This window comes from Sulfurospirillum arcachonense DSM 9755, from assembly GCF_000597725.1.
GTDB lineage: Bacteria > Campylobacterota > Campylobacteria > Campylobacterales > Sulfurospirillaceae > Sulfurospirillum_A > Sulfurospirillum_A arcachonense.
Genome location: NZ_JFBL01000020.1, coordinates 21,066 through 35,071, shown reverse-complemented (window position 1 = coordinate 35,071; position 14,006 = coordinate 21,066). Strand labels below are relative to the sequence as shown.

16 protein-coding genes are annotated in these 14,006 nt (G+C 29.4%); 9 read left to right on the top strand and 7 right to left on the bottom strand.

From position 1 onward, the window contains the following. The first annotated feature begins 47 nt into the window (after nucleotides 1–47). Genes K354_RS0112770 through K354_RS0112730 form a run of 9 tightly spaced genes read left to right on the top strand, consistent with a single transcriptional unit; the run spans nucleotide 48 to nucleotide 8,691 of the window. Nucleotides 48–1,247, top strand: coding sequence for a cation:proton antiporter (locus K354_RS0112770; RefSeq protein ID WP_024955883.1), 1,200 nt, complete (start codon nucleotides 48–50; stop codon nucleotides 1,245–1,247). 16 nt (nucleotides 1,248–1,263) lie between these two features. Further along, nucleotides 1,264–1,713 (top strand): hypothetical protein, encoded by a 450-nt coding sequence (locus tag K354_RS0112765; RefSeq protein WP_024955882.1) that lies wholly within the window; start codon nucleotides 1,264–1,266, stop codon nucleotides 1,711–1,713. After that, nucleotides 1,710–3,053 carry an NAD-binding protein gene (locus K354_RS0112760; RefSeq protein ID WP_024955881.1) on the top strand — a complete coding sequence of 448 codons (1,344 nt, stop codon included), beginning with the start codon at nucleotides 1,710–1,712 and terminating at the stop codon, nucleotides 3,051–3,053. Before K354_RS0112765 ends, K354_RS0112760 begins: the two co-directional genes overlap by 4 nt. Next, a complete protein-coding gene (locus K354_RS0112755) occupies nucleotides 3,046–4,491 on the top strand; it encodes a TrkH family potassium uptake protein (RefSeq protein WP_024955880.1) in 1,446 nt (481 codons plus the stop codon). The genes K354_RS0112760 and K354_RS0112755 overlap by 8 nt, the downstream gene beginning before the upstream one ends. Further along, a complete protein-coding gene (locus tag K354_RS0112750; RefSeq protein WP_024955879.1) occupies nucleotides 4,492–5,388 on the top strand; it encodes a DUF234 domain-containing protein in 897 nt (298 codons plus the stop codon). Beyond that, complete coding sequence (locus K354_RS0112745) at nucleotides 5,385–6,416, top strand: sensor histidine kinase (protein WP_024955878.1); 1,032 nt, start codon at nucleotides 5,385–5,387, stop codon at nucleotides 6,414–6,416. The genes K354_RS0112750 and K354_RS0112745 overlap by 4 nt, the downstream gene beginning before the upstream one ends. Further along, on the top strand, nucleotides 6,406–7,923 hold the full coding sequence (locus K354_RS0112740) for a DUF1538 domain-containing protein (protein ID WP_051505451.1): 1,518 nt from the start codon (nucleotides 6,406–6,408) through the stop codon (nucleotides 7,921–7,923). Before K354_RS0112745 ends, K354_RS0112740 begins: the two co-directional genes overlap by 11 nt. After that, nucleotides 7,920–8,273: a hypothetical protein gene (locus K354_RS0112735; RefSeq protein WP_024955876.1), complete on the top strand. Its 354-nt coding sequence runs from the start codon at nucleotides 7,920–7,922 to the stop codon at nucleotides 8,271–8,273. Before K354_RS0112740 ends, K354_RS0112735 begins: the two co-directional genes overlap by 4 nt. A gap of 10 nt (nucleotides 8,274–8,283) precedes the next feature. Then, nucleotides 8,284–8,691, top strand: coding sequence for a CBS domain-containing protein (locus K354_RS0112730; RefSeq protein WP_024955875.1), 408 nt, complete (start codon nucleotides 8,284–8,286; stop codon nucleotides 8,689–8,691). 14 nt (nucleotides 8,692–8,705) lie between these two features. Here the strand turns inward: K354_RS0112730 and K354_RS0112725 are convergent, their stop codons facing one another. From K354_RS0112725 to K354_RS0112695, 7 genes are read right to left on the bottom strand one after another with little or no spacing between them, the layout of a single operon-like run. Further along, nucleotides 8,706–9,470, bottom strand: a complete 765-nt coding sequence (locus K354_RS0112725) for a patatin-like phospholipase family protein (RefSeq protein WP_024955874.1) — start codon at nucleotides 9,468–9,470, stop codon at nucleotides 8,706–8,708. After that, nucleotides 9,460–10,203: a UDP-2,3-diacylglucosamine diphosphatase gene (locus K354_RS0112720; RefSeq protein WP_024955873.1), complete on the bottom strand. Its 744-nt coding sequence runs from the start codon at nucleotides 10,201–10,203 to the stop codon at nucleotides 9,460–9,462. The genes K354_RS0112725 and K354_RS0112720 overlap by 11 nt, the downstream gene beginning before the upstream one ends. 46 nt (nucleotides 10,204–10,249) lie before the next feature. Then, the gene (locus K354_RS0112715) at nucleotides 10,250–11,095 is read right to left on the bottom strand and encodes a 3'-5' exonuclease (protein ID WP_024955872.1); all 846 of its coding nucleotides are present in this window, start codon (nucleotides 11,093–11,095) and stop codon (nucleotides 10,250–10,252) included. Then, complete coding sequence (locus K354_RS0112710) at nucleotides 11,095–12,324, bottom strand: DUF711 family protein (protein WP_024955871.1); 1,230 nt, start codon at nucleotides 12,322–12,324, stop codon at nucleotides 11,095–11,097. The genes K354_RS0112715 and K354_RS0112710 overlap by 1 nt, the downstream gene beginning before the upstream one ends. Continuing rightward, nucleotides 12,324–12,926, bottom strand: coding sequence for a pyridoxamine 5'-phosphate oxidase family protein (locus K354_RS0112705; protein ID WP_024955870.1), 603 nt, complete (start codon nucleotides 12,924–12,926; stop codon nucleotides 12,324–12,326). The genes K354_RS0112710 and K354_RS0112705 overlap by 1 nt, the downstream gene beginning before the upstream one ends. After that, entirely contained in the window at nucleotides 12,910–13,128 is a 219-nt protein-coding gene (locus K354_RS0112700; protein WP_024955869.1) for a tautomerase family protein, read from the bottom strand. The genes K354_RS0112705 and K354_RS0112700 overlap by 17 nt, the downstream gene beginning before the upstream one ends. After that, nucleotides 13,115–14,005, bottom strand: a complete 891-nt coding sequence (locus K354_RS0112695; protein WP_024955868.1) for an EamA family transporter — start codon at nucleotides 14,003–14,005, stop codon at nucleotides 13,115–13,117. The genes K354_RS0112700 and K354_RS0112695 overlap by 14 nt, the downstream gene beginning before the upstream one ends. Nucleotide 14,006 lies beyond the last annotated feature (1 nt).

Below are 14,006 nucleotides of genomic sequence, written 5' to 3'. Positions count from 1 at the left end.
TTGTTTTTTTATAAACTTTGGAGTAAAATAATACAAAGGTGAGTCAAATGGATATTCATAACTTTTTTCTTATGTTATTTTTAATTCTTGTTTCTGCTCGAATTTTAGGAGAACTATTTGCAAAAGTAGGAATTCCTTCAGTACTGGGAGAACTAAGTGCAGGTATACTTTTAGGAGTATCTGGATTTGGTATAATTGATGTAAATGATGTTTTAAAAGTTTTAGCAGAAATTGGTATTATTTTACTCCTTTTTGAAGTTGGTTTAGAGACTGATGTCAAACGATTGAGAGAAGCTGGTAGTAAAGCTATTGTGGTGGCTCTTTTTGGTGTTATTTTTCCATTTTCTGCTTCTTTGCTTGCAGGTATTTATATATTTGATTTAACACTTCCTGTTTCACTTTTTATTGGTGGAACTCTCACTGCAACTAGTATTGGTATCACTCTTAGGGTTTTACGTGATATTCACAAAGAACAGACAGGTATCGCGCAGATAGTTATAGGTGCTGCTGTTATTGATGATATTATTGGTGTTATTATTCTAGTTTTTGTATATGATTTTGCCATAAAAAAAGAAGTAAGTTTATCAAATGCAGGAACCGTTACAGCTTTTATATTTTTGTTTTTACTTTTAGCTCCAATGCTTGCAAATATTTTGTCTGAATTCGTAAGAAAATATGATCCTAAAAAACAAGTTCCTGGATTTATCCCTACTATTATTATCTCACTCATTTTACTTTTTTCATATCTATCACATTTAAGTGGTGCTCCCGAGATATTAGGTTCTTTTGCTGCAGGGATTGCGCTTTCTCGTAGATTTTTCTTACCTTTTGGTTTAGGACTTAGAGCAAGTGCAGATTTTATAAAAAAAGTAAAAAACTCTATGACACCAATCATACAACTTTTTACACCAATATTTTTTGTAATGGTTGGTTTGTCTATGAATCTAAAAGTTTTGGATTTAACATCTGGTGATTTTTGGATAATGAGTGCTGTTTTTCTTATAATAGCAGTCTTAGGAAAATATATTGGTGCTTATTTTATTACACAAAAATGTGCTTCAAATAAAATGCTCATAGGTATTTCAATGATACCAAGAGGAGAAGTTGGTCTTATTTTTGCAGAAATTGGCAGAATAAACGGAATTTTAAATAATGAAATATATGCTGTGCTAATTTTTGTTATAATAATCACGACAATTGTCCCTCCATTTTTATTAAAATGGTTATTTAAATTTGAATGTGCGTAAATTTTGAGGAGTTGATATGAAAAAAATCATATTATTTTTGCTATGCTATCCTATTTTTCTTTTTTCTGGTGTCTTTGAGCATCTCATAAACAAAGATAAAACTTATCTTTTTGAACATAATTTTAGATGTAATAATTCAATATGTATTTCAAGTGAAAAAAATATATTTGATAATGCGGTTATGGACCACTCTGTAAAAGTAATTAAAACTTTTCTTGATCACAATGATAAAGTCTTTAAAATTGAAATAGAATTATCTATATACAATGAAAAAAGAGAAGCGTTTTACGATGCAATATTAAGAACGGCCTCTAAAAAAGAAAGATTTAAATACTCTTCTTATATGGTAAATGATAAATATGGAAATCATCCATTTATTGATATTATTGATACTACAATGGAAAAAAAATATATTTCTCATTTAAGCGATATATTTTACAAAACTATGACAAGTTATAAAAATTGAATGTTGTAATAGCTGGTGCTGGTAAAGTAGGTTACTTTCTTGCAAAAGAGCTTATGGAAGAAAACGAAGTTACTCTTATTGATAGTAATGAAAAAACAATTCAAAATATCGATGATACTTTAGATGTTTTAAGTATATATGGAGATGTTGAAGACCCTTATACTTATAGAAATATCAAAAAAGATATAGATCTGTTTATTGCTGTTACTGATTCAGATGAAATCAACCTCTTATCTTCTTTGATTATTGATAACATTGTAAATGTAAAAGAAAAAATAGTCCGACTAAAAAATGACTTTTTTATGAGTGATAAAATCAAAGAAAGACTTAATATAACAGATATTATTACTCCAGCGATTGATGTTGCTAAGACATTTAACTATCTTATCGATTTTCCTCATGCAAATAATGTAAAAACTTTTGATTATACAAAAGCACTATTACTTGCTATAAGAATACATCCTACCTTTGAACCACTTACTATAGAAAAATTTAGAGATAACCTAGACAATAAACTTATAATTGCAGGAATTGATAAAGGGGATAAATTTTTTGTACCCAATGATTTAGATATGCTCATGCCAAATGACTTAATATATATCTTTGCTTTTCCATCTCTAATGAGTTCTATTAGAGTAAGTATTTGTAAGAAACAAGACAAACAAGACATAAAAAATTGTATCATTTATGGTGCAAATCAACTAGGTCTTGAGATTGCAAAAGTATTAATAAAAAGAGGGTTAAATATCAAGCTTATTGATAGAAACTTAGAAAGATGTAAGCATGCAAATACTGTATTAAAAAACAATGTTGAAGTTATTAAAAGCAATTATAACTTAGATTTTTTATTAGATAGCCATGGAGTAAATGCAAATATTTTTATAGCAGCAACAACAAATGATGAATTCAATATAACAAAATGTATGGAAGCTAATCAAAAAGGTATAGAAAAAGTTATTGGGATTCATAACAACAGACAATACGCTTCACTTATGAGAAAATTAAATATAGAAGTAATTCGTGGAGAAAAAATGAATGCTTATTATAGTATCCTTGAAAAAGTAACTTCTAACAAAATAGTATCTCAAAGAGTTTTTTGTGGTGGTGAAGGTACTATGTTTATGAGAAAGATATTTGCAAATTCTAAATTCCTTGAAACAAAACCAGAACTCAATGATAAAATCTACGGTAAAGGAACTTTTTATATTCAAAGAGATAAAAAATTTCTTTTTTACAAAAATACAAAAACATTACAGGTAGATGATATTATAATTTGCTTTTGTTTAGCAAAAAATGCAAAGGTTCTTAAAAATTGGTTAAAACAAGGTGAAAATGAATAAGAAGAATATACTCAAATTTATTTCTGCTGTAGGTATTGTAGTTTTTTTTGCTTTACTGATTCCTCCAGCTATCGGATTTTTTTATGGTGAAGATATTAAATACTATATGTTGACAATTGTATCTTTGTTAGGCATTAACTCTTTTATATTTTTTCTTTTAAAGGACCATGTTGTTTCACTTAGTATTAAAGAAAGTATTATTAGTGTAAACTTAGTTTGGCTACTTTTAGGTATTGGTGGGGCTATACCTTTTACAATCCTTGTAGATAATATAAGTTTTGCTGATGCTTTTTTTGAATCTATTAGTGGTTTTACTACAACAGGAGCTACTATATTTTCAAATATAGAAGGACTTCCTCACAGTTTATTGTTTCATAGAAGTTTAATGCATTGGCTTGGGGGTATGGGTATTATTATCTTAGGAGTTGGTCTTTTACCACTTTTAAATCCAAATGGTTCTCTTTCTCTTTTTAAGGCTGAATCAACAGGAATATCCCTAGATAAAGTTTCTCCAAAAATCAAAGATACCGCTATAAAACTATGGAGTGTTTACTGCCTTTTTACTTTTGCAAACTTTCTTTTTCTTATGATTTTTGGAATGAATTGGTTTGATGCACTTTCTCATGCACTTTCTACCATATCAACAGGTGGTTTTTCTACAAAAAATGCTTCTCTTGGATTTTATCACAATGATGCAATTCTTTGGGTAACAATAATTTTTATGTATATCTCAAGTCTAAACTTTATATCTCACATCAAATTTTTCACAGGTGATAGAGAAGCATATTTTCATGAAGAGTTTAAATTTTTAACAACTATGATTGTCCTACTTTCACTTGGTTTAGCCCTAGTGCATTATACAAATAGCAGTGACAGTTTTTATACTGCTTTAACGCATGCTTCTTTTACAATCGTCTCTGTAGCAACAACAACAGGTTTTGCAACTCTCAATTATGAAACTTGGGGAAATGTAGCTGTTATGATTGTCTTTTTTGCAATGGTCTTAGGAGGAAATACAGGTTCAACTGCTGGTGGTATAAAAAGTATTAGACATATTATCTTTTTTAAAAATATTCTTTTTGAAATCAAAAAATCTCTTCAACCAGATACAATTTCTTCTATTTTTATAGATAATAAAGAAGTTAAAAGCTCTACATTACGTTCTGTATTTGGATTTATCTCACTCTTTGTTATGACTATATTTGTTACTATGACTTATCTTTATGCTAGAGGTTATGATGAAATGAGTTCTATTTCAACTGCAATTTCTATGGTAGGTAATATTGGTCCAGGATTTGGTTTGACAGGACCTGCTGAAAACTACTCATTTTTTACATGGTATGATAAAATGGTTTTAAGTTGTGCCATGATTATAGGAAGACTTGAATGCTATACGGTTTTCATAATTTTTGCTAAATCTTTTTGGAAAAAGTTCTAAATGCAAGATAATGCATTCAAAAAATTTCATGATAAATTCATTCACTTAAATATAGAAGAAACTATAGAATTTTACTCTATCTTCAATGGTCATCCATTTTTAAACTTTTTAAATCTTGATTATGATTTATCTACATGTATACAGCAAAATATAATTGATAAAATAGATGAATTAAAACCTTATTTTAATTATGATGAAAATCTAGCTTTTCAAGAAGATTTAGAATCCATTCTTATACGTTTAGCTATAGGAGATAGAAAAAGTTATACTGTGTATAAAAAAGAAAATATTTCACAAGTAAGAGGAAGAGCTTTATATAAATCTCTTTTTGAAAAAAATATTATCAAAAAAGAAAGAAGTAGAGAAAAACCACTACGAGAATTTAAAGGGCAACTTATTAAAAAATCTCTTAGACACTATGAGATACAAGATAAAATATATTTTAAAGACAACTTTACCCGTTTTTGGTTTACTTTTATTGCTCCTTTTTTAAAAAAAGCTTTACATGTAAATAAAGAAGAGTTATTACAACATATAATTTCTAATATTGAGCAGTATATTAGTCTCACTTTTGAAGAATTGAGTAATCAGCTCATTATAAATAAGTATAAAAAAGAAAATATTATTACTTATGGGAGTTATTGGCAAAAAAATATTGAAATAGACTTACTTATTGAAATAAAAAATGGTACAATAATCGCAGGTGAGTCTAAATGGAAAAACCATCGTATGTGTAAAAACATACTAAGCTCTCTTAAAAGAAAATGTGAAAAAATAGAACTTGAGGTAAGCCATTTTGTATTATGTTCTAAAAGTGGATTTAGTAAAGAGTTAAAAGCTATGAATAATAATACTATTTTACTTTTTGAATTAAAAGACTTTGAGGAATTATATTGATAGATGAAAGTTTATTAAACTCTTTGAGTAACAAAGAGAAAGAAATTTTTAAAAAAGGTCTTGAAGATCTTATAAATCAAACGTATGTCATAGAAAATGAATACAAAAAACTCAACGAATCATACATCTCCATGCAAGAGCTTTTTTTACAAATCATAGAAGTTCAACCAAATGCTCTTTGGGTTCTAGAAGCCAATAATGAAATCTTTTTACAAAACAGTGAAGCAACAAAAATAAATGCCTTATTGCCTTATATAAATACATCAGAATCTACAAGTGAAATCGAACATGAAGGCTTGTATTATCTAGTTAAAGTAACAAAACAGGCTGAAAAAACCATTGTCAGTGCTACAGATATAACTGAAGAAAAAAGAAGAGAAAGACTTGCTTCTATGGGACAAGTAGCAGCTCATCTTTCGCATGAGATAAGAAATCCTATTGGTTCAGTTTCTCTTTTGGCATCAACTCTCTTTAAAAAAGTAGATATAGGCAGTAAACCTCTTGTTTTAGAGATACGAAGAGCTATTTGGAGAGTAGAAAGAATAATAAAAGCAACCTTACTTTTTACAAAAGGACTCCAACTCAATTTTCAACACTTTTATTTAGACAAACTTAATGCGGAATGTGAACTTTCATGTGAACAATATACTTACTCAAAAGAGATAGATTTTAAATTTGATTTACCTCATCTTAAAATTAATGGAGATTTTGAACTTTTAGTTTTAGTCTTACAAAACTTTATATTTAATGCTATTGATGCTATTGAAGAAGGTGAAAATGAAAGTGGTAAAGTTACTCTATCTTATAAAGAAGAAAATACTCAACATGCCTTTTATATAACAGATAATGGAAAAGAAATACAAAATAAAAATATACTCTTTGAGCCATTTAAAACAACAAAAACAAAAGGACATGGTTTAGGATTGGCCCTCTCATTACAAATTATGGAAGCACATAACGGAAATATTGAACTTTTACAAGATGTAAAAGGTTTCAAAATATCTTGGGAAAAAACCGATGATAGTTGAAAGTTTAAAGATATTTTTATCTGACTTAAAAAATTCTACGAAAGATTTATTACCGATTATTGCTGTAGTAGCATTTTTTCAAATACTCATTATAAAAACTATCCCTAATGATTTAGTTTCTATTTGTATTGGTCTTTTTATAGTTGCTACAGGACTTGCCCTTTTTATAAGAGGTCTTGAAATCGGGATATTTCCTGTTGGAGAAAATCTAGCAAATGACTTTGCTAAAAAAGGCTCTGTTTTTTGGTTACTTGGTTTTGCTTTTTTGATTGGTTTTTCTACAACTATTGCAGAACCAGCACTTATTGCCATTGCCAAAAAAGCTTCGGTTATTAGCGATGGTAGAATTGATGCATTTTTACTTAGAATTACAGTTGCTTTTTCAGTTGGTTTTGCTATTGCTCTTGGAGTTCTTAGAATACTTTTAGGCCATCCTATTCAATACTATATTATTGCGGGTTATATACTTGTTGTATCAGTAACCTTTTTTGCTCCAGTTGAGATTATAGGCCTTGCTTATGATAGTGGTGGTGTTACTACTTCAACAGTTACAGTTCCTCTTGTGGCTGCTCTTGGGATTGGACTAAGTTCTTCCATTAAAGGAAGAAATCCTGCAATTGACGGTTTTGGTCTCATAGCTTTTGCTTCACTAACTCCTATGATATTTGTTCAAGTATTTGGTATTATTGTATACAACTTTGGTTCAACTCATGAAGTTGGTGCTATTGTCAATGAAGCTATACAACATACACCAATTCTTAATCGCTTTGGTGTTTACAATCTCTTTTTAGAGTTATTAGGAGTTATTAAAGATGTCTTACCTATTCTCTTAGTGATTTGTTTTTTCCAGTACATTATTATCAAAAAGCCTATTCCTCATCTTAAAAAAGTTGCTGTTGGCGTTATTTTACTTATTATTGGACTTGATGCGTTCATCGTTGGACTTGAACTTGGATTGTTTCCTATTGGAGAAAGCATTGCTTATGCTCTTACAGGTATGGGTAATGATTATCTTATATATTTATTTGGTTTTTTAATAGGGTTTTCAACAACTATGGCAGAGCCAGCCCTTATAGCAATTGCCATGAAAGCAAGTGAAATTAGTAAAGGTAATATTAACCAAAACACACTTAGAATAGCAGTTGCATTTGGTGTTGCTATTGGTATTTCCCTTGGAGCATATAGACTTATAAGTGGAACGCCTATACACTACTATATTATAGTAGGCTATATTATAGTGGTTATTATGACATTTTTTGCACCAAAATATATAATACCTATTGCCTATGATAGTGGAGGTGTTACAACTTCAACAGTTACAGTACCACTTGTTGCAGCACTTGGGTTAGGATTGGCTGAAAATATAGCAGGAAGAAACCCTTTAATAGATGGTTTTGGACTCATTGCTTTTGCTTCACTATTTCCTATGATAACTGTTATGGGATATGGGATAATTGCACAAATAAAAAATTCAAAAGAAGAGATAAGTACTAAGGAGATAAAATGAAATTTATATCACTCGTAGCTATGGTTCCTGATTCAAAAGAAGAAGAAGCTATAGATATAGCAAAAAAAGCTGGTGCTGGTGGAGTAACAATCCTCCATGGGAAGAGTATTGGACTTGAAGAAAAAAAAGTATTTTTTGGCTTAACACTTGAAGAAAATGTTTCGGTATTGCTTTTCATACTTCCTCAAAAACTAAGCATGAAAGTTTTAAAAGCTTTTCGACAAGAACTTGGTTTACATAATGATGAAAATGCAAATGGAATGGTATTTACTTTTCCATTAACTCATGTATCAGGGATGGAGAGTAAAGAAGTTGAACTGTTTGAAAAAGAAATTTTAGAAGAATTATAAAGGAATTTAAATGTTAGTTAAAGATGTAATGGTAAAAGCAGATAAAATAATTTTAGTTTCACCAATGATGCCTATAAGAGAAGCTCTTAACATCATGAGAAAAACGAAAGTAAAATCCTTAGTTGTAAATAAACTAAAACCACATGATGCATATGGTATGCTCACATATAAAAATATTCTTCAATCGATAGTAGCAAATGATGGTGATATTGACTTATTGAGAGTTTATGATGTATATTCCAAACCTGCCTTTCAAGTTTCTGAAGAATTAGATGTTAAATATGCGGCACAAGTAATGGTAAATAGTGGAGTAAAACGTCTTTTAGTCATTGATAACAATGAACTTGAAGGAATTTTAACAATGACTGATATACTAGGTGTTGTACTTGAGAGTGTTAAAGAAGTAGAAGAAGAGTAGTTTTTTCTCCTCTTCTATTTTGAATCAATTGTTTGATTTAAAAAACATTTTATATCCATCATTGCTTGTTTATACCCTAAATCAAAGATTTCATCAAGTTTTTTAAACGAATAAAGACCGTATTGTGACAATTTTTTATTACTTATATACAAATCACAAAAACCAATTTGTTTTTGAACAGAAGCTCTCCACATTAAAAATAATATCCTTTTCATAATTGCCATCATAGAGTTTTTACAACCTTTTTCTAAAGGGTGTAAATCCACACCAATAATTGGATTAGTATATTTTATAATAGGTGTTATTGGAAAATTATCCATTATTCCACCATCAGCTAATTTGTAGTTTTTATAATCAATAGGTCTAAAAAGAGGTACAACAGCACTTGAAGCAACACATAGTATATTCGCTGGTCCTTTTTCAAAGTAAATAATATCTCCACTTATAAGATCTATTGCTGAAACATAAAGTTTAATACTAGTATCTTCTATATTTTTTATTGGTACTAATTTTTGAATGATACTTTTTTGTGCATCAACTTGAAACAATCCCTTCTTAAAATAATTAAATTTAAAAGCTTTTTTAAACTCTTTAGATTTAAAGATTTCAAGCTGCCTTTTAGGAGAAATACCTGCTGCATAACTTGTAGCTATGATTGCACCTATACTACTTCCAGAAATAACATCAATTTCAACACCAAGTTCATCAATAGCTTGTAAAACACCCAAATGAAAAGCACCTCTAGCAGCCCCACCTGATAGAACTAGGCTAATTTTCATAGTTATTCCACTCAACTAATTGCCAATCTCCTTCAAGTGTCTCAACTAAAGCACTACATGATTCAACCCAATCTCCAGAGTTCATATAAATAATGCCATCTACAACTTTCATTTCAGCCTTATGTATATGCCCACATATGATGCCATCATAACTTTTTTGTTTTGCATGTCTTGCTAAAACATTTTCAAAATCATTAATAAAACTCACCGATTTTTTTACATTGTCTTTTACATACTTTGAAATTGACCAATACTTTTTTATACCAAATTTTTTTCTAAAAAAATTAATTATGCTATTTAAATGCAATAATAGATCATATCCATAATCGCCAAGAACTGCTAACCATTTTTTTGTCATAGTAATAGAATCAAAAAAATCACCATGAGTTATATAAAACTTTTTGTTTTTAACAGAAACATATTCAAATGAATCATCTACTTTTAACCTATCACCTAAAATTAAAGGTAAAAATGGACGAATAAAATCATCATGATTGCCAATCACAAAAAATACGTTTGTATGGTTTCGTGCTTTTCTTAAAATTTTTTGGATTACATCGGAGTGAGACTGAGCCCATTTTAACTTACGTTTCATTGCCCAGCCATCAATAATATCACCTACAAGATAAAGGTTTTCAGATTCATTATGTTTCATAAAATCTAAAATTTCATCCGCTTTTGAAAATTTAGTGCCAAGATGTATATCAGATATAAAGATTGATTTATATTTCATATCATATTATTGCTAATGATGATAACAAATCAATTACATAACAATACTATTTCAACAATTCCATGAGTGTATATTTTATATTTTTATCACACTTGTCACCAAGTTTATCTTGTTCTCTTAATAACCATTCAAGATACCCTCTATCAGAGTGTAAAACATCTTCAAATGAAACACCTCTATATTTTCCAAAAATAAACATCTTGAGTTTTACAGGTTCATTCGAGAGTTCAACTAACTTTTCCATAACTTCTGAATTTTTAAGATTAAACTCTTTTTTTGCTCGTAAAAATAACTCTTTTAGAAACATTTTTAAAATCAAAACATCCCCTATAGCATCATGAGCTTTTATCTCGACATTATATTTTTGTGCTTCAGTTTCCTCTTCTTCTTTTGAGAAAAGTTTGTATCTAAATGTTTGAAGCTTATAATCTGGAACAATATTGTTGTTTTTATCTCTTATTTCTTCTTCTATTAAATCTTCTTGTCCATGCCCTGCACTTACATGAGGAACTTTTACATCATACAAATGCATAGCACACTTTAAAGTATCTATGATTTGACAATTGTTTTTAAACTTGTGTTTTTCAAGCATACCTAAATCAAATGGTAAATTATGTGCTATAAGATAATTTTCTTCGTTGTTTAATTCATTTAAATCATTCCAAAAAGTTGTCTTTTCAAAAGGCAATTTCCCTTTGAGTTCTTCTTCTCTTATACCATGTGTACTCATAGCTTTTAGTTTAATAGGAAGTGTTGTTGCACAGAGTTCATTATAAATTCCATCTTTAAATAACTCACCCTTTGTATCTGTTATGATTGCTCCTATCTGTATGATTTGATCTTCTGGTTCTATACCCGTTGTTTCTGTATCAAAAAATATATTATATGCCACTATTTTACCTCCAAAATTTTGCAATTACATAAGTCATCACTTTCAAAAGCTGTCATTTTACCAGCTTTTCTATTAGGAACAGGAAAAACTCTCACCGTTAGAGGCTTATTTAAACGAAAAGCCATAGTTCCCGTATCTCTCATAATTGCATTAAGTTTTTTTAAACTTACATCTCCTGGGATTGGTACCGTATCTAATCCTATGCCACAAACTGAACTATAAGTAAGCAAAGAGCGTAAATCATACTGTTCTTTTATAGTACCCTCAGCCAATCCAATATCCTCAGTAACCGCTAACATAAGACCTGAAAAACCAACTAATTCTATATTTTTTAATGATTTAAAAACTTTAGTAAGTAACGAAGAAGCTTCAACACTTCCACTTGCACCAAAATATTCAACTCCTAATTCTTCATAAACTTCACACATAGAAGAGCAGTTTTTTGAAGGAGCAGCTGAGCTATCAATCCCTCTAAATACAAACTCTTTTGTATCAAAATCTTCTACTATTCCTCTTATATTATCAACATGGTATTGTAATGCTTCACTCATAATCTCATAGTACTTTTTAAACTTTTCATTATGATTTAAATCCTTACATGTAAGGTTAAAATCTTTTAAAACTTCTACTAACAAATCTGGTGTTTCAAGACCTAGTACAAAACAATTTTTATCACTACTGTTATGATAAGAAGCTGGAAAATAAGGTATCAAAGATTTACAATTAAAATTCACTGTAAAGTTAAAATTACCCTCTCCTCTTGGCGTTATTTGAGCGATTTTTTGAACAGCACTTGAAGATAAGTTTATGAGATGATTATCTAAAACTCCAAACTCATCCATAGGAACATTGACACAAGTATTACATAAGTCACCAAAATCTCGAATTAGTTCAGGTAAAAGAGCTATTTCTTCTTTAGTTTTAGCTTCACCTATTGCAAATCTTATTCTAAGATTTTGCACATCAAGTGAATTCAAAAGATTGCTTATATACTCTAAATCCTCTTTTGCTTTTTCTAAACTAGAAGTGTTTAGATACTCTCCAAAGGCATTGGTCACAATACGAATCGATTGGACTATATAGCCGTTTTTGATAAATCTTGATGATAAATCATGACAAAACTGCGAAGCTTTTAAAATCTCTTCTTTCCATGTTAATTTATCTTTTTTTAAAGTTATAAAAGTAGTTACAGTTCTTACTTTACAAAGATTTTTATTTTGATAAATCATCACTTCTCATCAAAATACTTTTTCATTAACTCTATCGTTAATCTATCTTTTTCATTATTTCTTTCTTCAAGATTTTTGATTATCATAGTAAATCTCTCCTCATTTAAATGTTGCCCAAATTTAAATTTTGCACCACTGTTTTCTACAACTAGCTTATAAATTTCAGTAGCATTTATTGCCTTTTCATAGACATCTTCACTTAGAGGTTTATATTTTCCTTCTGGTTGTAGTTTTTCCATCATCGCTGAGAGCATTTTTACTTTTTCATCATAATCTTTGACAAACTCAATTTTACCTTCCATGATAATAGATTTAAAAAACTGCGTAGCTGGACATGCTAAGTTATCGTTTGAACTAAAATACGACTGTATCATAGAATATGATTCAACAACACAAAAAGAAGCATATTGATTTTCATTTATCATCTTGATTTTTTTGCCTTGTTTTGCACCATGAAAATATATGTTTCCATTAAACTCAACAAAATTGATAGGTACATTGTAGGGTTTATTATCCTCACAAAGTGCCAATGTCCCATACTCTGCGTTATCTAAAACTTCTTTTATTACTTCTTTATCTGTAATCTCAAATATCTTTTTCATTCTCTTTTCTCTTTCTTATTTTTGTTACTTGCTCCCCTGCAATACCCCAGTTATCCGTCTCTACTTCTTCAATAATCACAAAAGTTGTTGCAGGATTTTTGCCAAGTACATCTTGCAATAACTTCGTTGCACCTTCAATGAGTTGTTGCTTCTGTTCACTAGTAACACCTTCATTCGTAACTTTTATATTAACATATGGCATTTTGTTTCCTTATTAAAATTTTTATCAAACGTGAGCCTAACACACATATAATCAAACCACTCATGACAAGTAAAGTACCCGCTACTTCTGTATAGTTTAATGTTTCATCTAAAATTATACTTGAAGTGAGTATCCCTACTACCGGAATTAAAAGAGCAAAAGGAGTTACCAGTGCTGAAGAGTATGTTTTAAGAAGTTTCCCCCAAAGAGCAAAAGCAAGTAATGTAGAGATAAACCCTACAAATACAATCGAGCCCCAACCTTTTAATGATAACTCAAATAGTAGACTAAATGGACTTTGTGTCTCTGTAAAATAAGAAATTATAAGTAGAGGAAGAGGAGGCACTAAACTCACCCAAACCATAAAATGAAATATATCTACACCCTGAGTTTTTTTCATAATCAAATTTGAAATTGCCCAAGAAAATCCTGCAAGCAGTATTAAAACAAGTCCTAAAATTGTTGTATTTGCATCCTTAGTAAAAAAGAATAAAACAAATCCTATTAAAGATATACCTATACCCAAAATTTGTACTTTTGATATACTCTCTTTAAAAATAAGAATACTTAAAACTATAGTAAAAACAACTTGTATTTGTAATGTAAGTGAAGCCAAACCAGCACTAATACCAACATCCATAGCAACAAAAAGTAGACTAAACTTGATAACCCCTAAAAAGACTCCAACTCCAAGTACTTTTAAATAAGAAGTTTTTGGAAAAGGTATAAAAAATACTGCTGGAATTGCCACAACAGCAAATCTCATAGCAGAAAATAAAATAGGAGGTATCTCTTCAAGTCCAATTTTAATAACAGTAAAATTCACTCCCCAAATGAAAACTACTAAAAGGGCTAAAAAAACATCTTTTAAAATCATA

Bases quoted from the DNA above. Each gene is read 5' to 3' on its own strand.
- K354_RS0112705 (WP_024955870.1), bottom strand. From the start codon at position 12,926: ATGAAAAAGATATTTGAGATTACAGATAAAGAAGTAATAAAAGAAGTT.
- K354_RS0112740 (WP_051505451.1), top strand. From the start codon at position 6,406: ATGATAGTTGAAAGTTTAAAGATATTTTTATCTGACTTAAAAAATTCT.
- K354_RS0112720 (WP_024955873.1), bottom strand. From the start codon at position 10,203: ATGAAATATAAATCAATCTTTATATCTGATATACATCTTGGCACTAAA.
- K354_RS0112725 (WP_024955874.1), bottom strand. From the start codon at position 9,470: ATGAAAATTAGCCTAGTTCTATCAGGTGGGGCTGCTAGAGGTGCTTTT.
- K354_RS0112735 (WP_024955876.1), top strand. From the start codon at position 7,920: ATGAAATTTATATCACTCGTAGCTATGGTTCCTGATTCAAAAGAAGAA.
- K354_RS0112755 (WP_024955880.1), top strand. From the start codon at position 3,046: ATGAATAAGAAGAATATACTCAAATTTATTTCTGCTGTAGGTATTGTA.
- K354_RS0112770 (WP_024955883.1), top strand. From the start codon at position 48: ATGGATATTCATAACTTTTTTCTTATGTTATTTTTAATTCTTGTTTCT.
- K354_RS0112765 (WP_024955882.1), top strand. From the start codon at position 1,264: ATGAAAAAAATCATATTATTTTTGCTATGCTATCCTATTTTTCTTTTT.
- K354_RS0112750 (WP_024955879.1), top strand. From the start codon at position 4,492: ATGCAAGATAATGCATTCAAAAAATTTCATGATAAATTCATTCACTTA.
- K354_RS0112695 (WP_024955868.1), bottom strand. From the start codon at position 14,005: ATGATTTTAAAAGATGTTTTTTTAGCCCTTTTAGTAGTTTTCATTTGG.
- K354_RS0112730 (WP_024955875.1), top strand. From the start codon at position 8,284: ATGTTAGTTAAAGATGTAATGGTAAAAGCAGATAAAATAATTTTAGTT.
- K354_RS0112710 (WP_024955871.1), bottom strand. From the start codon at position 12,324: ATGATTTATCAAAATAAAAATCTTTGTAAAGTAAGAACTGTAACTACT.
- K354_RS0112700 (WP_024955869.1), bottom strand. From the start codon at position 13,128: ATGCCATATGTTAATATAAAAGTTACGAATGAAGGTGTTACTAGTGAA.